The sequence below is a fragment of the Arthrobacter sp. CDRTa11 genome (genome assembly GCF_026427775.1).
In the GTDB taxonomy this organism is placed as follows: domain Bacteria; phylum Actinomycetota; class Actinomycetes; order Actinomycetales; family Micrococcaceae; genus Arthrobacter.
In genome coordinates this window covers 508,984-531,257 of sequence record NZ_CP044532.1, presented here as the reverse complement: position 1 = coordinate 531,257, position 22,274 = coordinate 508,984, and the positions used below count along the sequence as shown (strand labels likewise).

Genomic DNA, 22,274 nt, shown 5'->3' with positions numbered 1-22,274 from the left:
AGGGCCCCGATCCGGGGAGCCGCGCCGGCGAGGGCCCCGATCCGAGCTTGCGAGGGTTGGGAGCCGGTGCGGACTTGCGAGGGTTGGGAGCCGGTGGGGATTAGAAGGTGTTGCTGAGCTTGCGGGTGACCTGGGCCAGGGAGTCGTCGTCACCCACGTTGCCCGCGAACACGATGTACGGAATGCCCTTCGCGGGACCGTCCACCGGCTCCCAAAGCGAGACGATGCCCGGAAGCATGGGGCCCCGGACAATGGCGTGCCTGATTTCGAGCCCGTGTGCGGCAACATCCGAGGAGGTGATGCCGCCCTTGGCAATGACAAATCGCGGCGGAAAGGTCTTCAGTGTCCGGTTCACCACGGCGACGACGGCGGCGGATACAGTGCGTGCGATCCGCAGGCTTTCGGCCGGGTCATCGGTCTTGATGAGCAGGCGGCTGGTATGGACGATGACGTCACCGCCGTGGAGAGCGTCAACTACCGTGTCCACTGTTTCGTCGAGGTAGGCAGCCGCACTGCCCGTTTCGGTTTCGGCGGCAAGCAGCTTTTCGGCGTCGATTTCCACGATCCGCGCGGCGCTGTGCTGGTCCGTGAGGGCCTTGAGCTGACGCGTGGTGACACCCACGTGCGAGCCGACAACGATCAGGCCGCCCGCCATCGAGGGTGTGTTTCCCGCGTAAGCTTCGGCCCCGCTGAGTTCGGTGCGGATCTCCTGGCCGATGCGGGCACGGACAAAGGGCGGGCCCACGCGGTACAGCAGCTTCTTGCCGCGCCGTTCGGCCTCTTCCAGGCCCAACGAAAGGGCGCGAAGATCATTCTCGGTGACGATGTCCGCCACGATGGGCGTGGAGTGCGCGGCAGGCGCAATGGCATCGGCGATGGCTGCGGCGGTGACCTGCGGGTCTGCCGAGGCACGGATGATGGTCAGGTCCAGGACAATCACGGATTCAGCTGCGAAGCGGCCCTTTGACTTCTCCTCCACATACCTGGCCATCTCGGAGTTGGCGAAGCCGAAGCTTGCGTCCCTGGCGAATTCGGTGTCCGATACCGGCGTGAGGCGTACGGCGTCCTCCCCGGTTCCGCGCATGTAGTGGACACCGCCGATGGTGACGCGGCCGGCGTCGGGAAAAGCGGGAACCAGCACCACACCATCCGTGTCTCCACCGCTCACCTCAGCAACGGTGGCGGCAATGACGTCAGGTTCCAGCGGGTAGTGGCCGCGGAGGGTGGAATCGCTGCGGCTGACAAAGCGGACACGGAGCGCGTCATCCGCCGCGGCGGCCAGGGCATTGCGGACGATCTCCGCGTTCCTGGCAGCTGCCTCTGCCGGATCCAGGCTGCGGGTGTTCGTGAGGACGTAAACGGCCGGCTTGGCCTGTGCGAAGGCCCAGGTGAAGTCCTCCACATCCCAGCGGGTCAGCACGGGAAGGTCCGCAACGGACTGCGTTCCTGTGGGGTCGTCGTCGAGCACTACAAGGATGCCGGGAGTTTCTGCATTGGACGCGGCGAGGGTTTCGGCAACCAGCCTGGCTGGGATCCGGACCTCGGCCGGAAAGGCGGCCAGAACGTCTGCTTCAAGCTTCACTGTTCACTCCATTGTGGGTCGAATCATTGATGGAAACACATCTGTAAGATGTCTGACATCTAACATTTAGCAAAAGTGTGGCACACCACATTCGAACGCGCAAGTAGACTTGTCAGACATATTTAGGCAGGGCTAAGAGGGGGAAGCATGGCACGGAAATCACTGGTCGGTGTAGTCGCCGACGAGCTTCTGGACCGGATCATCGCGGGAGAGTTTCCGCCCGGAGCCAGCGTGCCGGGAGAGCATGAACTCAGTGCCAAGCATGAAGTCAGCCGGATGACGGTGCGCGAGGCCATGAAAACCCTGGAAGCGCAGCGCATCCTCAGCGTCGAGCGCGGCCGCGGCACTTTTGTGAACCCGCTCAACCGCTGGGCGTCCCTCGAAGCGGTGTTGCGCGCAGCCTCCGAAGGGAAAAACGAGGCTGACGCCTCCGTGCAGCTCATCGAGTTGCGCCGGATGCTGGAGACGGGAGCCTGCGAGCTGGCAGCCGGCCGGATTGGGGACGCAGACGTCGAGGCGCTCTACAAGTGTGTGGCCGCCATGCGCGCAGCCAACGAAGTCAACGACCTCCCCGCGTTTGTGGAAGCCGACCTGGCCTTCCATGACCTCATCCTGCACGCGTCCGAGAATGTTTTTGTGGCGGTACTCTTCGAACCGCTGCACCGCGTGCTCGCAAAACGCCGGGCCGAAACGTCGGCGGTGCCGGAGATCCAGGTCCACGCCATCGCGCACCACCAGAACATCGCGGAGGCCCTGGAATCCCGGGACCCTTCACGTTCCCGGCAAGCCATGGATGACCACATGCAGCAGACCCTGGACGACCTCAAGAACCTGGTGCTGGGCGCACCTAAGGTTTAGCGCTCAGTCGCCTGGAGTTTTTGTCCAGGTCGGGCGACTTCCGAGCCTCGGAAGTCGCCACAAATGGACAAAAACTCTTGCGGTTGAGGGGGCCAGGGACGCCTAACGTAAGGGCGGCGCGGTGGTTCCCCTGACCACCAGCTCGGTGGCAAGTTCCAATGCCGCCGGAACCGCAGGGCCCTGCTGCTCCTGCTGCTCGGCCAGAATACCCACTGCCATGGAGGCCAGCTGGGCCAGCGGCTGCCGAACGGTGGTGAGCGGCGGCGACATCAGCGCGGCCTGGGCGATGTCGTCAAAACCCACAATGCTGAGGTCCGCCGGTACCTTCAGCGAGCGCTGGGCGGCTGCATTCATCACACCGAGCGCCTGGAGATCGTTGGCAGCGAAAATGGCGGTGGGAGGCTGGGGCAGGTCCAGGAGGTCCCCGCCGTGCCGCACTCCCGCCTCAATGCTGAAATCGCCGTCGCGCACCAGTTCCGGCAGGACCGGCAGCCCTGCCTCATGCAGGGCGGCGGCGTACGCCGCATACCGCGCCCGGCTGTGGCCGGAACCATGGCCGCGGCCGGTGATGATGCCAATCCTGCGATGCCCAAGTCCCAGCAGGTGCCCCACCGCTGAAAGAGCTCCGGAGAACGACGCCGGGCTGACGCTGGGAATGGTGAGCCCCTCGCTGCCCTCGGGGTCCACAGCCACGGCCGGGATGTTCAGGCTGCGCAGGGTGGTCACCAGCTTTGAGCCGATCCGCGGGGCGAGCAGCACCACCCCGGCGAGCCGGTTGGCTGATGATTCCCTGAGCTTGCGCCAGTTCTCAGCGCTCGCGTGCTCAGCCCTTGTGTAGACCACGGAGTAGCCGAGCCGTGCAGCCGCCGCCTCCGCGCCCTCCAGGATTTCCAGCACCCAGGGTGAATCGAAGTTGTTGACCACCAGCTGGAGAAGCCCCGGCTGGGTGGCGGGGACGTTCCGCTTGGTGTAGTCGAGCTCTTCCAGCGCCTTCCGCACCCGGGCGCGGGTGGCCTCGGAAACGTGCGAACGGCCGTTGAGGACTTTGGACACCGTGGGAACTGAGACGCCTGCCGCCACGGCCACGTCGGCGATCTTGGGACGCGGAGTGGGGCTCAACGGGGCGGTCCTTGCGGTCATGTGGAGGAAGTTGCGGCGTAATGCCGGGGAGCCGGCCGGCTGACCGGCGCAGTATCCACCCGCACGGGTCCAACGATAACATTGCCCTTTTCCTGCGAGCCCAGCGGTGACGTCGCGAACAGCCCGAGCTCCGCGCCGATCCACTTCCCCTGGACTACATCGAAATTCCAGCCCTGCACCTCCCAGGGTTCGCCAGCCCCTGCCCGCCAGGCGAAGGTGGACCGGGGAGTCCCGTCAGTGCGGATCTGGAGCTCAATCCTGGGGCTGTCAAGAGGAATACGGCGTCCGAGCGGCCGTTCGTGCGGGCCTTCTCCGCCCTTTCCGCTCCCCAGGACATAGCCGTCGGCGGTCCTGATGATGCCCAGCCACGCGTATTGCTGCCCCAGAACCACCACCCCGGCGCGGGTGCCCTCCGGGACATCAGCAAGCTCCAGAACCGTGGTGAAGGTAGACGGCGTGCCGGGGAGGATCTGGCCCAGGACGTTGGGCAGTTCCCGAAGGTTCACGGGATCATTGGCCTGCGGACGGAGGACCAGCTGCCCTCCCCCGCCCTGGAACGACCACGACTCCCGCGGATTCGCCTGCCAGTGCCACTGCGGCCCCAGCCAGGGGGAAGTGAAATTGTCGCTCATCGGTGGAGCCACGTCCTCAGGGACGGTACCTGCCGGGTAGGTGTGGCTGGCCACCGGAACTCCCGTGCCGCCGTCGTCAGGGCTTTCTCCCATCCAGGGCCAGCCGTCGGCGCACCAGCCCATCGGCTGGAGGTGGACCACCCTGCCGTAGGGGCCGCGGTCCTGGAAGTGCAGGAACCAGTCCTCACCCTCGGGAGTGGTCACCCACGCCCCCTGGTGCGGCCCGTTGACTGCAGTTTCCCCCTGCTCCAGTACCCGGCGCTCCTCATACGGGCCGAAAGGCGACCGCGAGCGGAACACCGACTGCCAGCCCGTTGCCACGCCACCTGCCGGCGCAAAAATCCAATACCAGCCGTCACGCTTGTAGAACTTCGGGCCCTCAAGGGTGGTGTAGCCGGGCAGGTCGGCACCATTGACCACGTGCGTGCCATGGTCAAGGAGCCTGCCGGCGTCCGGGCTCATCCGATGGACGGTGAGCCGGTTTTTGACGCCGATCCGGCTTTGGGCCCAGCCGTGCACCAGATAGGCCTCGCCGTCCTCGTCCCACAACGGGCAGGGATCAATGAGGCCGCGCCCGGCGTAGAGCAGGTGCGGCGCGCTCCACGGCCCTTCTGCCCTTTCCGCGCTGAGCACAAAGATCCCGTGGTCCGGATCGGGGTAGAAGATCCAGAAGCGGCCGTTGTGATACCTCAGCGCCGGCGCCCACACTCCGCTCCCGTGCCGGACCAGGGAGTAGTGGCTGCCTTGCGGCAGTTCGGCGAGCGCGTGTCCGGCATGTTCCCAGTCCACGAGGTTCCGGGACCGCAGGACAGGCAAACCTGGCACGCGGTTGAAGCTCGAGGCGATGAGGTAATAGGTCCCGTCAACCTGAACGGCGTCGGGGTCAGGCCAGTCACCGTTCAGGACGGGGTTGGTGTACACGGGTGTGGGGGGCCGGGTTGTCATGGCGTCCTGTCTGGTGTCCTGGTGTGGCTGATTCGGGGGTGCTGCTGTATTAGTTCAAGGGCGTGGGTGCTGGTGTCCACGGGACCGTCATGGATTACGGCGTTGAGGCTCAGCCTCAACGGATGGTCGCTGGTGGCCCGTGCCGGTTCGGCCCAAGCCACGGCGGGTCCTGCTCCGAGGTAGCCGTCCGCCCGGACGAACCACGGGAGCAGGCGTTCGCTGCCCCGTGCAGGGATCCGGGGCTCACGGACCTCCTGGAAGAGCACCACGCTGACGGGTTCGCCGTCGTTCTTCATGGAGATGGAGAGCCAGGATGACAGTGAACCGTGGGCGGCAGCTTCGCCGTCTCCAGCGGCGGAGAGGATCACCGGGTCACCGGCGCATGCGCCGAACCGCCAGAAGATTCCGCCGTAGCCGGCTCCGTGCCGGCCCTTAACGGCCGACGACGACACCACCAACTCCTCCACGTCGGCTCCCGGAACCATCACCGAGGCAACCGAGAGGCTCCAGGTTTTGGGGTCCGGATGGCCGAGGTAGTGGAAGCTCCGCCGCTCGAGGGCAACTTCCTTTCCGCTCTTGGACCGCCAGGTCACGCTCCCAGCGGCTCCGCGGGTGGTGTGCTGCCAGCCCCACGGGACCTGGGTGCCATGATTCGGAAGCAGCTTGGGCCCGTGGCCCGGCGTAAAAGTGGACCCGCCCCAGAAGTTTGTTCCGTTGAGGTCAGAGAATGCCAGCGACAGCCCCAGGTGATGGGGGTGGTCCGCCGGCTCCGCTTCGGTGACGGCGGTACCGGCGAGGGATCTTATCGGGTGCAGGTATGGCCGGGGAGCGCTGGTGACTGGCAGCGCCCGACCGGTGCTGTGAGTCACCAGGGCCTGCGGAGCCGACGGCCGGTTTGTGGCCAGGGCAGCCGACGGGGAGGGGATCACCTGGGACCTCCTTCTGGTTTATTTCATTGTCATCGGCATTGGCCACGACTTGTGGGGCCGCAACGGTTCCGCTGTGGGAAATCACGTACGGGAATCAGGCGTGGGATCAGCGTTGTGGGGATCAGCATAGCGATGCAGAAAGTCTTCGGCAAGCCATGCGGAAAGTTTCTTTGCATCGTTACCTTCAGCCTAAAGAAATTGTGTTGACAGTCACACAGTTTTCTTGCTAGAAATCGTTTACTCATATTTCCTTCTGCGAACAGCAGCACGATGGCGCGGAAGGATCGCGGGGCGTTTTGCTTTAACTACCCAGAAACTTTCCGTCATGGATCGCACAGTCCAATGTCCATACCGAACCACTGCACCTCCAGAGAGGCGTCATTCAATGAAGAAGACAGCAAGCACCCCCATCCCGCGCAGGATCATCCTGGGCGCAGCGGTGACCGCCGCGGGCCTGGCCCTCAGTGGCTGCGCCGGGGCATCCTCGCCCAGCTCCGGGGGCAATGTGGAACTGAACTTCGTGTACTGGGGTGACTCCAACCGCGCCAAGATGACGGATGCCGCGATCAAGACCTTCGAGGAGAAGAATCCGGGCATCACCGTTAAGAGCGAGTATCAGGACAGCGGACCTTACGCGGACAAGCTAGCCACCCGTTTCGCTGGCGGCAATCCACCGGACGTCCTGAACATGGCAAACAGGTCCCTGCTGGAATATGCGCAGCGGGGCACGCTGGCGGATCTGAAGTCGCTGCCCGAGATCAAGCTCGACAACATTCCCGCGACCATCCAGAGCCGCGGCGAGGTAGACGGCAAGCTGTATGGCCTGGCCACCGGCGTCAACCTCATTGGCATGGTGGTCAACAAGACCATCACCGACCAGGCCGGTGTAGCCATTCCCGATGACAAAACCTGGAGCTGGGAGGATTACGCCAAGTTCGCCACCGAGGTGACGCAAAAGACCGGCGGCAAGATCTACGGTGCCGGTTACGACGTTGCCACCGAAACAGGCCCGATTCTGTTCGCTCGGCAGCGGGGCGAGGACTTCTATACCAAGGACAACAAGCTCGGAGTCAGCGAGGAAACCATCCGCGAATGGTTCCAATACAGCGTCGACCTTCGCAACGCCGGGGGCTACCCGCCGGCAGGATTCTTTGAACAGATCGGCGGCTCGCCAGCACAGTCCTACTTGGCCAAGGGAACCGTGGCGTCCCAGATCATCCCCATCAACAACTTCCGCGGCTACAACGAGGCCGCCGGCGGCAACCTCGTCCTGCTGCGGATGCCGGGTGAAACCACGGAGAAGCGGCGGGGCTACTCCGCAGATCCGAGCATGCTCTGGTCGGTGGCCGCAAAGTCCAAGCACCCGAAGGAAGCCGCCAAGCTGGTGAACTTCCTGATCAACGACGTTGATGGTGCGGCGGAGACTCTGACCCAGCGCGGCGTGCCGATCAACCCGGAGGTGGCCGATGCCATCATGCCGAAACTTGGAACGGACGACACGAAGTTCGTGGAGATGGTGGCCGCCATCCAGGAGGACGATCTGCCGCCCGCTTACGTCTACCCCAAGGGCGCCAGCGTGGTGGCCGACACTCTTAAGCAGCTCGCCACCGAAGTGGAGTTTGGACGCGTCAGCCCGGCAGATGCCGCCAAGACCTTCCTCGAGAAAAGCAATGCAGCCATCAATAAGTAGTTCCGCCGTGAGTCCCGCCAACACGCAGATAGGAGCCTGACGGATGTCAGTGCTGACCAAACAAGCCCCCGGGGCCGCCGCCGCCCTGGCCACAGCAGGTGGCGGCAAGCCCCGGCGGGGCAGCTCTCGGCGCACCAATCAGCGTTCCGGCTACCTGTTCCTGTTGCCGTGGTTCCTAGGCATGCTGTTCACGATCATTCCGTTCTTCGCCTCCCTGTATCTGGCGTTTACGGACTACAACCTGTTTACCGAGCCGAACTTTGTGGGGCTGGCCAACTTCCAGGCCATGTTCGAGGACCCGCGGCTCCTGCAGTCCCTGAAGGTCACGTTCGTTTACACCTTTGTTTCCGTGCCGATCTCGCTGGCCGTTGCCCTGCTGATCGCTTTGGTGCTGAACAGGGGCCTTCAGGGCCTGGCGATTTACCGCTCTGTCTACTACCTGCCTTCCCTGCTGGGCGGCAGCGTTGCCATCGTGATGCTGTGGCGCTACATCTTCGGCAACGACGGGATTGTCAACGGATTCCTGGGTATCTTCGGAATTCAGGGCCCCGCCTGGGTGACTGATCCCGAGTTCGCGCTCAGCACCCTGATTGTGCTGAACGTCTGGACGTTTGGGTCGCCCATGGTGATCTTCCTGGCCGGGCTGCGGCAGGTGCCTTCCATGTACTACGAGGCCGCGTCCATAGACGGGGCGTCGAGGTGGCGGCAGTTCCGCAGCATTACCCTGCCGCTGATCAGCCCCATCATCTTTTTCAACCTCATCATGCAGCTCATCGGGTCTTTCCAGACCTTCACCCAGGGCTACGTGATGAGCGGCGGCACGGGTGGTCCGGCCGACTCAACGCTCTTCTACAACCTTTACCTGTACCAGAAGGGCTTTACCGAATTCGAGATGGGGTATGCCTCCGCCATGGCCTGGCTGCTGCTGATGATCATTGCGATTTTCACCGCCATCAACTTCATCGCATCCAAGTTCTGGGTCTTCTACGACAATTAAGGCAACGCTATGGCTCTCCTCGAACTACCGGCACAGCACAAGCAAGACAAAAAGCGCAAACAGCGCAAGCAGGAAAAGAACTCCCCGGAAGATGCCCTCACCGGCACTCCAGCCAAACGCTTCTCCCGCCACCTGATCCTCTGCCTGGTGGGGTTGGCGATGCTCTATCCCCTGCTGTGGCTGATCTCGAGTTCATTCAAGCCCAGCAACGACATCTTCCGCCAGCTGGGACTGTGGCCGGAGAACTGGGATTTCAGTAACTATGAACAGGGCTGGACGGCCCTGAACCAGCCGTTCCACGTCTACCTGATCAACTCGCTGATTGTTGTGGTGTTCTCCATTGTGGGCAACATTTTCTCGTGCGCCTTGGCCGCCTACGCCTTCGCCCGGATGGAGTTCACCGGCCGGAAGCTGTTCTTCGCGCTGATGCTCGGGACCCTGATGCTGCCGGGCCATGTGCTCCTGGTGCCGCAGTACATTATTTTCTCCCAGCTGGGCTGGCTGGACACCTACCTGCCGCTGATCGTGCCGAACTTCATGGCCACCAACGCGTTCTTCATCTTCCTCATGGTCCAGTTCATGAAAGCGCTGCCCCAGGAACTCGACGACGCCGCGCAGATTGACGGCTGCGGCCCGTTCCGGACGTTCCTCCGGGTCATCCTCCCCCTGTGCGTTCCGGCCATGGCCACCACCGCCATTTTCACCTTTATCTCCACCTGGAACGAGTTCTTCGGGCCACTGCTCTATATCCAGAACCAGGACCTCTACACGGTCCCGCTGGCCCTGCGGGCCTTTATGGACTCCGAGGGCCAAAGCATGTGGGGACCGATGTTTGCCATGTCCGTGGTTTCCATCGCCCCTATCATCGGCTTCTTCATCGCCGGCCAGAAGTACCTCATCAACGGCATCGCCACCACTGGGCTCAAGTAAGCTCTGGCCAAGGCTCGCGAAGTCCTACTAGTCTTCAAGGACCCGCAACCGGGAATCGAAGGCGATCACGAGGAGCGAAGTTGTCCAATCACACGTACAGCATTTCTGAAATTGTCGGCACCTCAACCCAGGGCGTGGACGACGCCGTCCGGAATGGGATCGCCAAGGCGTCCCAGACCCTGCGCAACCTGGACTGGTTCGAAGTGAAGGAGATCCGCGGCCACCTGGAAAACGGCCAAATCGCCGACTGGCAAGTCACCATCAAACTCGGTTTCCGGCTGGAAGAACACTAGCCCCTGCCAATCTGACTCGCAGTTAACGTCGCTAAAAAGCAGTTTGACGACGTTAACTGCGAGTCAGCGGATGAGCGTCGCTGGCGCGCCGTGGGATAGGGAAAGTATGCGTTCGGCCCGCCCAGACTCTGGTCCTGACTGGGCTGGTGGGGTGATCATGGTGGTGTCCGTCTCGGTCAACGCCGACCCAACTTGGTGCCCTGAGTCCGTGAGTCAGCGTGGTGTGGAGGGCTTCCACGGGAACCGTGGATTGTTGCTTTGAAGCACGGGTATTAGATTCCTGAATGATTTCCCTGTCCTCCCCGAGACTGACACTGTCATAGCCGTCTAGCAGTGTTGGAGGGAAGCCGGAATGGACATCGTGCATGAACGCGCTGCGGGGATGGATATCTCCAAACGGGACGCGAAGGTCTGCGTTCGGGTGCCCGGAGCCCGGGCCGGGACGTACACGTCAAAGGTCACGACCTGGGGTGCGACGACGCAATCGATCCTGGAGCTGCGCGAGTTCCTGGAACACGAGCACGTCACTACCGTCGTGATGGAAGCGACCAGTGATTACTGGAAACCCTTCTTCTATCTGCTCGAGGAGACGCTGCCGGTGATGCTCGTCAATGCCAAAGCTGCCCGGAATATCCCCGGCCGTAAAACCGATGTCTCAGACGCTGCCTGGCTGGCGCAACTGGCAGCGCATGGGCTGCTGCGCGCCTCCTTCGTACCACCAGAACCGATCCGTGAACTGCGGGACCTCACCCGGGCCCGTGCCCTCGCGACCCGGGACCGCGCCCGGGAAATCCAGCGCCTGGAGAAGTTCCTGGAGAGCTCCGGGATCAAGCTCTCCTCGGTGGTCTCTGACCTGACCGGGGTCTCTTCCAGGGACATGCTCGAAGCCCTCATCAACGGAGAGCGGAACCCGGAAGTCCTGGCCGGCATGGCCCGTGGAACGATGCGCTCAAAAATCCCGGCTCTCGTTGATGCACTCACCGGCAGGTTCAAACCCCACCATGCGTTCATGGCGAGGCTTCACCTGGACCAGATCGATGCCCATACCCGAACCATCCAGGCACTTACTTCACGGATCGAGGAGGCGATGGAGCCCTTTCGTGACGCCAGGGAAGCCCTGGCCACCATCCCCGGAGTCTCCCAACGCGTCGCCGAGGTAATCATCGCCGAAACAGGCGGAGACATGACAGTCTTTGAAACCCCCGGTAGGCTCGCGTCCTGGACCGGCGTCTGCCCCAGCGCCAACGAATCCGCCGGCCGGATCAAATCAGCCCACATCCTGCCCGGCAACAAATACCTCAAGGGAGCCCTAGGCACCGCCGCCATGTCAGCAGCGCACTCGAAGAACACTTACCTCGCCGCGAAATACCACCGCATCACCGCCCGCAGCGGGCGCAACAAAGCCCTCGTCGCCGTCGAGCACTCCATCCTCACCGCAACCTGGCACATGCTCACCAACGGCGAGTGCTACACCGACCCCGGCGCCGACCACTACACCAGACTCAACCCATCCCGGGCCAAGAACAACGCCATCAAACAACTCAACAGCCTCGGCTACAACGTCACCATCACCCCGGCCACCGCAGCCTAACCCACCTCCACTTTCGTATTAGTTGGCGTTAAAAAAGGGCTAACCCGCCGAGACAGTTCCTGCCGCGCGCCGGACCCATACGGTGGGGACGCCGTCGAAGGCCGGGAAGACCTGGCCCTCGAAGATCAGCTGCACGGCCTGCGGGTCCGAGCCGGGGGCCCAGAATCCGGAGGCGGGGCAGTGCGAACCTGTGGGCGCGGGAGCCTGTCCGCCGCCGGGGGCCTGGCGTTCCTTGAGCAGGGCGATGCGTTTCATCATTGAAGACCATCCTTGGTGGAGAAAAAATGTGTACTTCGAGCCTAGGAAACGGCCCGACCGCCTCCCAATGGGCTGGTGGACAGAATCGCTGAGGCAAGCTGGCCAACTGCACAGCCGGCGCAGATTTCGCAGGATCTCCCAAGGATCGGTTCGGGTTCCACAGGGTTTCCTGAGGATTGGGCCAACTACCTATCCACCGTCCTGACGCTTTGCCACCATGGTCTGGGGGCGCTTATCCAAAGGCCGGTACGGATCCAGTGGTCGGAATGGGCCGGCACTGGAACCGGGCGCCCAGCACTCTCTTGCCCCGCCGGGGCTTGATTCCACTCTTGCTGGGAGCATTCATGCGTCATTCTTTCGTTCGATGGGTCGTGCCCGGCCTGATCCTGTCATTGGCAGTTCTGTTCGGCATTGCGGTGCCGGCCCAGGCAACCGGCCGCACCGAAATCAGCCTGAGCGCCTCGGCTGGCCCGGCAGGATCCTCAGTCACAGTGACAGGGTCCGGCTTCGCCCGGCAAAGCCCGGGTACGCTGACCGCCGGAACCAATAGTGTTCCCATCACCACCAGCGCAACGGGATCGTTTTCCGCCTCGGTGACCATCCCGCCTACCTCGGCCGCCAGTGTTGTGGTCACTGCGAAGACAGGGTCACGCTCCGCATCGGCACCCTATGCCGTGACGTACAGCCCGGCTTCCACGACGGCTGGCAAGGACAGCGCCCTTGCCGTAGCGGAAGCGCCGGTTACCATGGCAGCCCGAACCAAGACAGGACCCACAACGGCAACCACCACCCCTCCCATCAGTTCTGACTCCCTGCGGTTCGGTGTTTCCACTCCCGGAGGCCCCTGGGCTGCCAGCGAACTCGACGCCGTAGCCACCCTGGTGAACGAAAGCCCGTCAATCGTTATGTCGTACAAGGACTTCGGGCAGGCCGCTCCCATCGCGGAACTGAATGCCGTTGATGCCCGCGGAGCCACGAGCCTGGTCACATGGGAACCCTGGCTGTGGGGCGGAAACGGCGCAAACCAACCGGCCTTCGCGTTGGACCGGATCACCGCCGGAGACTACGACGCCTACATCGCCCAGTGGGGCACCGCGCTGGCATCGTGGGGTAAGCCTGTCATGCTCAGGTTTGCCCACGAGATGAACGGCAACTGGTACCCCTGGGCGGAGTCCGCCAATGGCAACCAGGCCGGGGACTACGTGGCCGCCTGGCGGCACGTCCATGACGTGGTGGCTGCAACCGGAGCCACCAACGTGCAGTGGGTCTGGAGCCCCAACGTTCCCTACTGGGGTTCAACGCCCCTCGCCGGCCTCTATCCCGGCGCCGGCTATGTGGACGCCGTTTCGCTGGACGGCTACAACTGGGGCACCTCGGCATCCTGGAGCACCTGGACGTCACCGGCATCGCTGTTCGGCGACGGACTGGCTGCCCTTCGCGGCCTGGCCCCAGGGAAGCCGATCATGATCTCCGAGACGGCGTCTGCTGAAGCCGGCGGGTCAAAAGCAAGCTGGAACACCGCACTCGTCTCCTACCTTGCGGCCCAGCCCGACATCACGGCGCTGGTGTGGTTCCACCACAACAAGGAAGTCGACTGGCGAATCAACAGCTCCGCCTCCTCGGCGAGCGCCCTCGCGGCTGCCCTGGCCGCCAGGAACTGATGTACCTCCCAGCCGCGCCACACCTGCACCGGGAAACCAGGCAGGGTGCGGCGCGGCTGGGACCGGACCTGAAGCGTGAAAGGGGGACGCTGTGAGTCACCAGCTGGTAGTCAGGATTCTAACCGCACTCACCATCGTCCTGGGAGTGAACTACATCCTGTGGCGGTGGATGTTTTCCGTGAACTGGGCCGCAGCCTGGATCAGTGTGCCTCTGGCGATGGTGGAGACCTACAGCCTGATCGACGCCTTCCTTTTCGGAGTCACCATGTGGCGGCTGCGTCAGCGGCCTGCTCCCCCGGCCGCGGAAGAGGGGCTCGGTGTTGATGTTTTCATCACCACCTACAACGAACCCGTTGATCTGGTCATGACAACGGCCGTCGCCGCCCGGAACATCACGTATCCGCACAAGACCTGGATCCTGGACGACGGCGCACGGCCCGCCATGCAGCAAGCCGCGCGGGAGGCCGGCGTCGGCTACATCACCCGCTCACCGGATTGGGACGATCTCCCCCGCCATGCCAAGGCGGGCAACCTCAACAACGCCCTGGCTGCCACCGAAGGCGAGTTCCTGCTGATCCTGGACGCGGACCAGATCCCGGAGCCGCAGATCCTGCACCGGATGCTTGGCCACTTCAGCAATGACAACGTAGCCCTGGTGCAGACACCCCAGTGGTTCTCCAACGTCCTGGACGACGACATCCTGGGCAGCCAGGCGCCGCTGTTCTACGGCCCCATCCAACAGGGCAAGGACGGCTGGAACGCCGCCTTCTTCTGCGGCTCCAACGCCATCATCCGCCGCGAGGCCCTTATGCAGATCGGCGTCACAGGCTATGTCCAGGGCGTCCGGACCTCCGTTGAGCTGGCCCTGAAAGGCGCGGACAGGGTCATTGCCAGGGCGCGCTCTGAGCACGGCGGTACCGGGCTTCACGTGACCCAGGCGCTGGACCAGATCGGCTCAGCGGTGCGCAGCGCACGGGACGAACTGAAATCGGACCATCCCGTCGCGAATGTCACCTACGACTTCCAGCGCAAGGTTCATCTCGCCGCACGCAACGTGGTCACGATGGACATCGCTTCGATGACAGCGGACCTGGATACTATCGCCGGAATCACCGGCACTGTCAGCCGGGCCGAGATCGGTGAGGACGCAGTGGACCGCCTGGCCAGCCGCGACTGGTCGCCCATCAGTGCCATCGATCCGGTCCAAAAGCTGATCCGGGCCGTCGACGTCGACCGGTACCTCGAGGCACTCCCCGTGATGCCGCTGGCCACAAATTCAGTCACCGAAGACATGGCCACCTGCATGCGTCTGCACGCTGCAGGCTGGGAAAGCGTCTATCACCATGAAATCCTCGCCAAAGGCCTGGCCCCCGAGGACCTTCGCACCATGCTGACCCAGCGGCTGCGGTGGGCCCAGGGCACCATGCAGGTTTTCCTGCGCGAAAACCCGCTCTTCCAAAAGGGGCTCAAGGCGGGGCAGCGCCTGATGTACTTCGCCACCATGTGGAGCTACCTCTCCGGTTTCGCCGCGGTGGTCTACATCGCTGCACCCATCATTTTCCTGTGCTTCGGCGTGATGCCCGTCGCCGCGTTCAGCACCGATTTTTTCGCCAGGCTGATACCTTTCCTGATCGTCAACCAGATTCTGTTCTTCGTGGCGGCAAGAGGCAGGAAAACGTGGCGCGGCCAGCAGTACAGCGTGGCGCTCTTCCCGATCTGGATCAAGGCCTGCACGACGGCGGCCGGCAACGTCCTGTTCGGCCGCAACCTCGGCTTCGCTGTGACGCCCAAAACCCGGCAGGACGGCGGCCCGCCCTGGTCGCTCATTCGGCCCCAACTCGTGGCGATCGCCGCCCTCCTGCTCGCCGCCGTCGTCGGTTTCATCAGGATGTTCACCGGGCTGGGCGCGCCGGCCGGGACCCTGGTGAACGTTGCCTGGGTTGTCTTCGACCTGCTGATCCTCAGCGTCATCATCCGCGCAGCCCTCTACAAGGGCTTCACCGGAACAAGGGCCTTACAGGAACAGGGACTGTAAGCCCTGGTCAACCCTCCACAGCTGCAGGCGGAAGGGCGTTAGTGCGCCCTTCCGGGCGGGACTGCCGGCCATCCGCTCCAAGGCTTCCCAGCAGCGTCAGGGCGTCCGACGACGGCGACCCAGGCTTGGCGGAATACACCCGGAGCAGCTGGTCCGGATCGTCGGGGAGGACAAGGTTCTCAAAGTTCAGTTCCAGATCGCCGACGGCGGGATGGTGGAGCCGGACGGTGCCTGCAGACCGCGTGGCCACCTTGTGCCCGGCCCACCATTGGCGGAAGTGCTCGCTGTGGACGGCGAGCTCACCCACCAACTGGTTGGCCTGCGGGTCATTGGGGTGCCGTCCCACATCCACGCGCAGGGCACCTGCCGCTTCCGCTGCCACCGCCTTCCAGTCCCTGAAGAGCTCCCGGGCCAAGGGGTCCAGAATCAGCCAGCGGGTGAGGTTACGCTCCTGGGCCGGGAGCTCCCCGAAATCGGTGAACAACAGGAATGCCATCCGGTTGCCGGCCAGGACGTCGGTCCGGCGGCCCAGCACCAATGCGGGAATGTCCCCCACCGCTTCAAGGAGCTGGCGAAGGGCGGGGCGCACACCCTGCGGAGGGCCCGGGGTGCGGCTGGTACCCGAACAGTTTTCCAGCAGGTCCATCATGTGCGCGTGCTCGCTGCTGTCCAGGCGGAGGGCCCGCGACACCGAATCAAGGACCGTTCGTGAGGGATGGATGTTCCGGCCTTGCTCCAGGCGGATGTAATAGTCCGTGCTGACCCCTGCCAGCCGAGCTACTTCCTCGCGCCGGAGCCCGGGAACTCTTCGTGCTCCCGACGTGCCGCCGGTCCCGGCATCCTCCGGGCTTAAGCGGGACCGCATGGCTTTCAGGAATTTTCCGAACTCGGCGCTTTGACCCATCCCCTCATTCTGCCTGCCTTGGTGGCAGCTTTCTACAACGAAGGTAGGACTGGGAGTCCTAGGAAAAACAGGGACAGGTTAGGTGCTGACGCGGAGGCCAAAAGTGCATAGGCTCAGAACAGAGCCTGTCCGAAAGCGCTTTCTCAGAACTGGGAATGCAAGGCGGGATTTCAGGCAGAATTCACCACCAGCAAGGAGCCCATCCATGTCAGAGCTGACCCTGAACAACGGCGTCACCATCCCCCAGCTGGGTTTTGGCGTTTTCCAGGTGCCACCGGAAGATACCCAACGAATAGTCGAAGATGCCCTGGAGGCCGGCTACCGGCACATCGATACCGCCGCGGCGTACCGGAATGAGGCAGGCGTGGGCGCCGCCCTTGCCGCGTCGGGCATCCCGCGGAAGGAAATCTTCGTCACCACCAAGCTCCGCAACGGCGAACAGGGCCGCGCGCAGGAAGCCTTCCAGAACAGCCGCAAGGCTTTGGGCCTGGACGTCGTTGACCTGTACCTCATTCACTGGCCGGTCCCTTCCCAGGGCCTGTATGCCCAGGCCTGGAAGGAGATGGAGCGGCTCTACAACAACAACCAGGTCCGCGCCATCGGGGTGTCCAACTTCCTCGCGGAGCACCTGGACAGCCTGCTGGAGTCGGCCGAGATCGTCCCGGCCGTGAACCAGATAGAACTCCACCCGAGCTACCAGCAAGCCGGCCTCGCTGCCAAGTGCCGTTCGCTCGGCATCGCGGTGGAGGCCTACAGCCCGCTGGGCCAGGGCGGGGACCTCAACGGCCATGCCGTGACAGCCATTGCACAGGCCCACAACGCCACCACCGCCCAGGTGGTACTCGCGTGGCATCTTGCGGCCGGCAATATCGTCATTCCAAAATCTGCCACCGCATCGCGGATCCGCGAGAACTTCGCCGCTTCATCCCTGGTCCTCACGGACGAAGAACTGGAATCCATCGGCGCGCTGGAATCGGGTGCCCGCCTTGGGTCCGATCCCGCCGTCGCCTCCTTCACGCAGATGTAGCCAGCGCCTGTGATGACAGAGCACCGCTGTTAAACCACACCGCACAGACCGCACCACCCGAGTGAGCTTGACCCGAGTGAAACTGAAGAGACAAAAAGGACTGAACAACATGCAGTACACCCACCTTGGCCGCTCCGGCCTCAAGGTTTCCCGCCTCTGCCTGGGCACCATGAACTTCGGCCCGAAAACCGACGAAGCCGATTCGCACCTCATCATGGACTCGGCGGTGGATTCCGGCATCAACTTCTTCGATACCGCCAATGTTTACGGCGGTACGGAGCACCGAGGCTGGACCGAAGAAATCATTGGCCGCTGGTTCGCCACAGGCGGCGAGCGCCGCGAACGGACCGTGCTTGCCACCAAGCTCTACGGCACTATGACGGACCGGCCCAACGAGTCCAGGCTGTCGGCGCTGAATATCCGCCGGGCCCTCGATGCCAGCCTCAAGCGCCTGCAGACGGACTACATCGATATCTACCAGTTCCATCACATCGACAGGGACACCCCCTGGGACGAGATCTGGCAGGCCATCGAGGTGGCGGTGCAGCAGGGCAAGATCCTGTACTCGGGCAGCAGCAACTTCGCCGGCTGGCACATCGCCCAGGCCCAGGAGGTTGCGCGGCGCCGGAACTACACAGGCCTTGTCAGCGAGCAGTCCATCTACAACCTTTTCCGCCGGGAGGTGGAACTTGAGGTCATCCCGGCCGCACGGGAGTATGGCCTGGGCCTGATCCCGTGGTCCCCGCTGCAGGGCGGCCTCCTGGGCGGGGTGCTGAAAAAGGAACGGAGCGGAGTCCGGCGAACCGAGGGCCGGGCGCTGGAAACCCTGAAGAAGCACGAGGACCAGCTCCGGCAGTACGAGGACTTCGCTGATGAGCTCGGCCACGAACCCGGCGACGTCGCCCTCGCCTGGCTGCTGCACCAGCCTGCGGTCACGGCACCGATCGTGGGGCCCCGCACGCAGGAACAGCTCGACGCCGCCATCCGGGCTTTGGAGGTCACCCTCGACGCCGACGCCCTCAAGCGCCTCGACGACATCTTCCCGGGGCACCGCACCGCGCCGGAAGACTACGCGTGGTAACTCTTTGGGATCCTCAGACTGACACTGTGGCGCCGAGGAACATCCTTTTTATCGGTGGAACCGGGGTCATCAGCGCGGCGGCGGCTGAACGCGCCGTCGCGCTGGGCCACCGGCTCACCATCCTCAACCGGGGCCGCTCCGCGGAAAGGCCAGCCGCCGACGGCACCGAAATCCTGCACGCCGACGTCCGTGATGCCTCAGCGGTGCGGGAGGTGCTCGGGGGACGGGAGTTCGACGCCGTCGCGGACTTTATTGCCTTCACCCCGGACCAGGCGCGGAACAGCATGGAACTCTTCCGCGGCCGGACCGGACAGTACGTCTTCATCAGTTCCGCTTCCGCTTACCAAAAGCCGCCCACCCGGCTCCCCATCCTTGAATCCACGCCGCTGAAGAACCCGTTCTGGCAGTATTCACGGGACAAGATCGCCTGTGAGGACCTGCTGTTCGAGGCCTACCGCACTGAAGATTTTCCCGTCACGGTGGTCCGCCCGTCGCATACCTACGACCGGACCAAGATCGCCATGGTGGGCGGCTGGACGGATATCCACAGGATGCGGGAAGGACTTCCTGTCCTGGTCCACGGCGACGGCACCTCGCTCTGGACGTTGACCCACAGCCGTGACTTTGCCAAGGCCTTTGTGGGTCTGCTGGGGAGGCCACAGGCAGTGGGTGAGAGCTACACCATCACTTCTGACGAATACTTGCCGTGGAACCAGATCTACCAGCTGTTCGCCCGTGCGGCCGGGGTTTCCGAGCCCGAGCTGGTCCATGTGGCCTCCGAGACCATCGCAGCGCACAACGCGGAACTGGGAGCCAATCTGCTGGGCGACCGCTCCCACTCGGTGGTGTTCGACAACACCAAGATCAAGTCGCTGGTGCCGGATTACGTGGCCACAATCCCCTTCGCCGATGGCGCCAGGGAAATTGTGGACTGGTACGACGCCCACCCCGCGCTCCAGGTGGTGGACCCGCAGTTTATGGAGCTGAGCGACCATCTGGTCCGGTGGGCCCGCAAGGCGTTCTGACGCCGCTTTTTGAATCGTTCTAAATACTCGGCTTTTGCGCTGAACGCAAGGGTTGCTTTGTCTCCTAGAATCCCACTAAGTTACTGGGGAAGCGTTTTCCCACTTTCAAATTGAAAGGATTCACTGATGAATCCAAGCAGGAAATCCGTGCGCCATCTTTCAGGTGCCGCTGCCGCCGGAATGGCACTCACCCTAAGCTGCCTCACCAGCCCGGCCGCCGCCGTCGAACCGTCCGCCCCACCAGCCCCAGCGGGAGTCCAACTGGACCATCTTGACCGGGGGCTGGTGGCAGCCGGAATACCGGAAGGAGTGTTCCTGAGCTGGCGGCTCCTTGGCCATGAGGCGACGGGTTCAACGGCCACCGGCCTCACGGGGACGGACTTCGCGGTGTACCGCGATGGACAGAAGCTCGCCACTGTCACAGACAGCACCAACTACCTTGACGCCGGCGGAACCGCCGCCTCCGCATACGAGGTGCGTGCCGTCGTCGGCGGCGTGGAACTGGACCGCAGCGCCACGGCCACTGCCTGGGCCGGCAACTTCAAGGACATTGCCCTGAAGAAGCCCGCCGACGGTGTCACCCCGGCCGGCCAGGCGTACACCTACGCCGCCAACGACGCGTCGGTGGCAGACGTGGACGGCGATGGCCAGTACGAGTTCATCGTCAAATGGGACCCGAACAACTCCAAGGACGTCTCCCAGGTGGGCTACACCGGCAACACGTATGTGGACACTTACAAGGCGGACGGCACTCTGCTTCACCGGATCGACCTGGGCGTCAACATCCGCTCCGGCGCGCATTACACGCAGCTGCTGGTCAACGACTTCGACGGCGACGGGCGAGCCGAGATGATGATGAAGACCGCGCCCGGCACCAGGACCATCCCGTACAAGGATGGCACTGCGGCCGGTGACTCCTTCATTTCGCTGCTCCAGCAGGACATCGACGCCGGCTACTCCCACGCTGACGACTACCGGATGAGCGCCGCGGACTACTACCAGCACATGGTGGACACTTTCCAGGGTTGGACCGAGCACCCAGAGGTGAAAGCCGGCAACTGGCCGGCGACGTTGGAGGAGGCGTTCGGCATCGCGCCGCAGTACCAGTACCCGCTCTCGCGCACCGACGCCGAGGCTGTCACGGACTACTTCATGGACGTCTACGCCCCGTCCCGCAGCGCTCGGAACAACCTGCGGGCTTTCGAAGGATTTATTGTTTCCGGCCCGGAGTACCTGACCGTCTTTGAAGGTGCCACGGGCAAGGAACTGAAAACGGTGGCCTATGCGCCCGGCCGGCACGACGACGGCCTGATGTGGGGCGATTACGCCATGGCCCGGATTGAACCGGGCAACCGTGTGGACCGTTTCCTGGCCGGCGTGGCCTACCTGGACGGCCAGAAACCCGCGGCGGTCTTTGCGCGCGGCTACTACACGCGGACCACCCTGGCCAGCTACACCTGGGACGGCACCACCCTCTCCCCCTTGTGGAACGTTGACTCCGGCTGGGCACCCATGACCAACCCCTTCAACGACTCTCCGCACGGCCGCGACGGCTCGGATCCGGTGTTCGGCAAGCTCACCACCCAGGGCTTCCACTCCCTCAGCGCCTCCGACGTGGACGGCGACGGCAAGCAGGAAATCGTTTACGGCGCAGCCACGATCGACGACGACGGATCGCTGCTGTACAGCTCCTTCGACACCATGCCTGCCGGCAGCGCCACTCCTGGTGAAGAGGCGCGGTTGGGCCACGGCGACGCAATGCATGTGACGGACATTGATCCGGCTCGTCCGGGCAAGGAGATCTTCACCGTTCATGAGGGCGGAACCTACGCGCCGTACGGGTATGCAATGCGCGACGCCAGCGACGGGAAAGTCCTGTTCGGCGCCTACTCCGGAAAGGACACCGGGCGCGGCATGATCGGCGATGTTGATCCCGCCGTTCCCGGAATCGAGAACTGGGCCATCGGGATGCGGTCGGCCGACGGCCGCGAGTTGCCGGGCGCGCAGCCCGGCACCAACATGAGCATCAAGTGGGCCGCGGACATGACCACCCAGATCATCAACGGCTCCGGGGACCAGACACCCACCATCGACGATGTGAAGCGCGGCCGCCTGCTGACCGCCGACGGTACCCGGACCAACAACGGCACCAAGGGCACTCCCAGCCTGGTGGCCGACGTGGTGGGTGACTGGCGCGAAGAGATGCTGGTGCGGACCGCGGACAGTTCCGCACTGCGCATGTACCTGAGCACCGAGGTAACCAACCACAAGCTGTACACGCTGATGCACGATCCGCAGTACCGTGCCGAAGTCGCCCGGCAGAACACCACCTACAACCAGCCCTCCTACACGGACTTCTACTTCGCATCCGACATGGACTTCGGCAACGTTCCGCTGCGGGCCGCGTGGCTCCCGGGCAGCGTCAAGGCCCTGCAGTATGTCCTGGAAGACCTGACGGACTCCGGCGATGTTTCCGGGCCGGTGGCCAGCCAGCTCACGGCCAGCGTGGAGCAGGCGCAGAAGGCCGTTGCCGACGGCGACAGCGCCGAAGCCGGCCAGGCCATCCAGCGGTTTGTCGACTTCCTTGGCCAGCAGAAGAACCCTGACAACGTGTCCGAAGCCGCCCGCAGCGTCCTGGGCTACAACGCCGGAAATATTCTGCGGGCGTTCGAGGGCTAGGACGGGCCGATTCGGGA

Annotated in this window: 18 protein-coding genes; 12 read left to right on the top strand and 6 right to left on the bottom strand. The window is 63.8% G+C overall.

Annotated elements, in window-relative coordinates; genetic code table 11:
- Positions 1-100 precede the first annotated feature (100 nt).
- Positions 101-1,582, bottom strand: coding sequence for a four-carbon acid sugar kinase family protein (locus F8G81_RS02425; RefSeq protein WP_267277452.1), 1,482 nt, complete (start codon positions 1,580-1,582; stop codon positions 101-103).
- A gap of 147 nt (positions 1,583-1,729) precedes the next feature.
- Between F8G81_RS02425 and F8G81_RS02420 the strand changes: the two genes are divergently transcribed.
- Positions 1,730-2,440, top strand: coding sequence for a FadR/GntR family transcriptional regulator (locus F8G81_RS02420; protein ID WP_267277451.1), 711 nt, complete (start codon positions 1,730-1,732; stop codon positions 2,438-2,440).
- A gap of 102 nt (positions 2,441-2,542) precedes the next feature.
- Here F8G81_RS02420 and F8G81_RS02415 read toward each other — a convergent pair whose 3' ends face one another.
- Genes F8G81_RS02415 through F8G81_RS02405 form a run of 3 tightly spaced genes read right to left on the bottom strand, consistent with a single transcriptional unit; the run spans position 2,543 to position 6,086 of the window.
- Positions 2,543-3,580: a LacI family DNA-binding transcriptional regulator gene (locus tag F8G81_RS02415; protein WP_267277450.1), complete on the bottom strand. Its 1,038-nt coding sequence runs from the start codon at positions 3,578-3,580 to the stop codon at positions 2,543-2,545.
- Complete coding sequence (locus F8G81_RS02410) at positions 3,577-5,157, bottom strand: glycoside hydrolase 43 family protein (RefSeq protein WP_267277449.1); 1,581 nt, start codon at positions 5,155-5,157, stop codon at positions 3,577-3,579. Before F8G81_RS02410 ends, F8G81_RS02415 begins: the two co-directional genes overlap by 4 nt.
- Positions 5,154-6,086 carry a PmoA family protein gene (locus F8G81_RS02405; RefSeq protein WP_267277448.1) on the bottom strand — a complete coding sequence of 311 codons (933 nt, stop codon included), beginning with the start codon at positions 6,084-6,086 and terminating at the stop codon, positions 5,154-5,156. The genes F8G81_RS02410 and F8G81_RS02405 overlap by 4 nt, the downstream gene beginning before the upstream one ends.
- 385 nt (positions 6,087-6,471) lie before the next feature.
- Between F8G81_RS02405 and F8G81_RS02400 the strand changes: the two genes are divergently transcribed.
- From F8G81_RS02400 to F8G81_RS02380, 5 genes are all read left to right on the top strand, one after another.
- Positions 6,472-7,776, top strand: coding sequence for an ABC transporter substrate-binding protein (locus F8G81_RS02400; protein WP_267277447.1), 1,305 nt, complete (start codon positions 6,472-6,474; stop codon positions 7,774-7,776).
- Between the two features lie 43 nt (positions 7,777-7,819).
- A complete protein-coding gene (locus tag F8G81_RS02395) occupies positions 7,820-8,773 on the top strand; it encodes a carbohydrate ABC transporter permease (protein WP_267277446.1) in 954 nt (317 codons plus the stop codon).
- A 9-nt stretch (positions 8,774-8,782) separates the two neighbouring features.
- The gene (locus F8G81_RS02390) at positions 8,783-9,703 is read left to right on the top strand and encodes a carbohydrate ABC transporter permease (RefSeq protein WP_267277445.1); all 921 of its coding nucleotides are present in this window, start codon (positions 8,783-8,785) and stop codon (positions 9,701-9,703) included.
- A gap of 80 nt (positions 9,704-9,783) precedes the next feature.
- On the top strand, positions 9,784-9,996 hold the full coding sequence (locus F8G81_RS02385; RefSeq protein ID WP_267277444.1) for a dodecin: 213 nt from the start codon (positions 9,784-9,786) through the stop codon (positions 9,994-9,996).
- Positions 9,997-10,348: 352 nt separating this feature from the next.
- Entirely contained in the window at positions 10,349-11,587 is a 1,239-nt protein-coding gene (locus F8G81_RS02380) for an IS110 family transposase (RefSeq protein ID WP_267276214.1), read from the top strand.
- Positions 11,588-11,626: 39 nt separating this feature from the next.
- On the opposite strand, the gene F8G81_RS02375 is transcribed toward F8G81_RS02380, so the two are convergent.
- Positions 11,627-11,842 (bottom strand): hypothetical protein, encoded by a 216-nt coding sequence (locus F8G81_RS02375; protein WP_267279376.1) that lies wholly within the window; start codon positions 11,840-11,842, stop codon positions 11,627-11,629.
- Between the two features lie 347 nt (positions 11,843-12,189).
- Between F8G81_RS02375 and F8G81_RS02370 the strand changes: the two genes are divergently transcribed.
- Positions 12,190-13,506, top strand: coding sequence for a glycoside hydrolase family 26 protein (locus tag F8G81_RS02370; RefSeq protein WP_267277443.1), 1,317 nt, complete (start codon positions 12,190-12,192; stop codon positions 13,504-13,506).
- Between the two features lie 91 nt (positions 13,507-13,597).
- The gene (locus F8G81_RS02365) at positions 13,598-15,541 is read left to right on the top strand and encodes a glycosyltransferase (protein ID WP_416377094.1); all 1,944 of its coding nucleotides are present in this window, start codon (positions 13,598-13,600) and stop codon (positions 15,539-15,541) included.
- 7 nt (positions 15,542-15,548) lie between these two features.
- Here the strand turns inward: F8G81_RS02365 and F8G81_RS02360 are convergent, their stop codons facing one another.
- The gene (locus F8G81_RS02360; protein WP_267277442.1) at positions 15,549-16,445 is read right to left on the bottom strand and encodes a helix-turn-helix transcriptional regulator; all 897 of its coding nucleotides are present in this window, start codon (positions 16,443-16,445) and stop codon (positions 15,549-15,551) included.
- Between the two features lie 205 nt (positions 16,446-16,650).
- Here F8G81_RS02360 and F8G81_RS02355 point away from each other — a divergent pair, with 205 nt between their 5' ends.
- From F8G81_RS02355 to F8G81_RS02340, 4 genes are all read left to right on the top strand, one after another.
- Positions 16,651-17,472: an aldo/keto reductase gene (locus tag F8G81_RS02355; protein WP_267277441.1), complete on the top strand. Its 822-nt coding sequence runs from the start codon at positions 16,651-16,653 to the stop codon at positions 17,470-17,472.
- A gap of 109 nt (positions 17,473-17,581) precedes the next feature.
- Positions 17,582-18,553 (top strand): aldo/keto reductase, encoded by a 972-nt coding sequence (locus F8G81_RS02350; RefSeq protein WP_267279374.1) that lies wholly within the window; start codon positions 17,582-17,584, stop codon positions 18,551-18,553.
- A 26-nt stretch (positions 18,554-18,579) separates the two neighbouring features.
- On the top strand, positions 18,580-19,578 hold the full coding sequence (locus F8G81_RS02345; RefSeq protein ID WP_267277440.1) for an SDR family oxidoreductase: 999 nt from the start codon (positions 18,580-18,582) through the stop codon (positions 19,576-19,578).
- A 126-nt stretch (positions 19,579-19,704) separates the two neighbouring features.
- Positions 19,705-22,257: a rhamnogalacturonan lyase gene (locus tag F8G81_RS02340; RefSeq protein WP_267277439.1), complete on the top strand. Its 2,553-nt coding sequence runs from the start codon at positions 19,705-19,707 to the stop codon at positions 22,255-22,257.
- Positions 22,258-22,274: the final 17 nt, after the last annotated feature.

What these genes read in the sequence shown, in the direction of transcription:
- F8G81_RS02415 (WP_267277450.1), bottom strand. Translation starts at nt 3,580, where the DNA reads ATGACCGCAAGGACCGCCCCGTTGAGCCCCACTCCGCGTCCCAAGATC.
- F8G81_RS02340 (WP_267277439.1), top strand. Translation starts at nt 19,705, where the DNA reads ATGAATCCAAGCAGGAAATCCGTGCGCCATCTTTCAGGTGCCGCTGCC.
- F8G81_RS02380 (WP_267276214.1), top strand. Translation starts at nt 10,349, where the DNA reads ATGGACATCGTGCATGAACGCGCTGCGGGGATGGATATCTCCAAACGG.
- F8G81_RS02400 (WP_267277447.1), top strand. Translation starts at nt 6,472, where the DNA reads ATGAAGAAGACAGCAAGCACCCCCATCCCGCGCAGGATCATCCTGGGC.
- F8G81_RS02375 (WP_267279376.1), bottom strand. Translation starts at nt 11,842, where the DNA reads ATGAAACGCATCGCCCTGCTCAAGGAACGCCAGGCCCCCGGCGGCGGA.
- F8G81_RS02350 (WP_267279374.1), top strand. Translation starts at nt 17,582, where the DNA reads ATGCAGTACACCCACCTTGGCCGCTCCGGCCTCAAGGTTTCCCGCCTC.
- F8G81_RS02420 (WP_267277451.1), top strand. Translation starts at nt 1,730, where the DNA reads ATGGCACGGAAATCACTGGTCGGTGTAGTCGCCGACGAGCTTCTGGAC.
- F8G81_RS02355 (WP_267277441.1), top strand. Translation starts at nt 16,651, where the DNA reads ATGTCAGAGCTGACCCTGAACAACGGCGTCACCATCCCCCAGCTGGGT.
- F8G81_RS02360 (WP_267277442.1), bottom strand. Translation starts at nt 16,445, where the DNA reads ATGGGTCAAAGCGCCGAGTTCGGAAAATTCCTGAAAGCCATGCGGTCC.
- F8G81_RS02410 (WP_267277449.1), bottom strand. Translation starts at nt 5,157, where the DNA reads ATGACAACCCGGCCCCCCACACCCGTGTACACCAACCCCGTCCTGAAC.
- F8G81_RS02390 (WP_267277445.1), top strand. Translation starts at nt 8,783, where the DNA reads ATGGCTCTCCTCGAACTACCGGCACAGCACAAGCAAGACAAAAAGCGC.
- F8G81_RS02395 (WP_267277446.1), top strand. Translation starts at nt 7,820, where the DNA reads ATGTCAGTGCTGACCAAACAAGCCCCCGGGGCCGCCGCCGCCCTGGCC.
- F8G81_RS02370 (WP_267277443.1), top strand. Translation starts at nt 12,190, where the DNA reads ATGCGTCATTCTTTCGTTCGATGGGTCGTGCCCGGCCTGATCCTGTCA.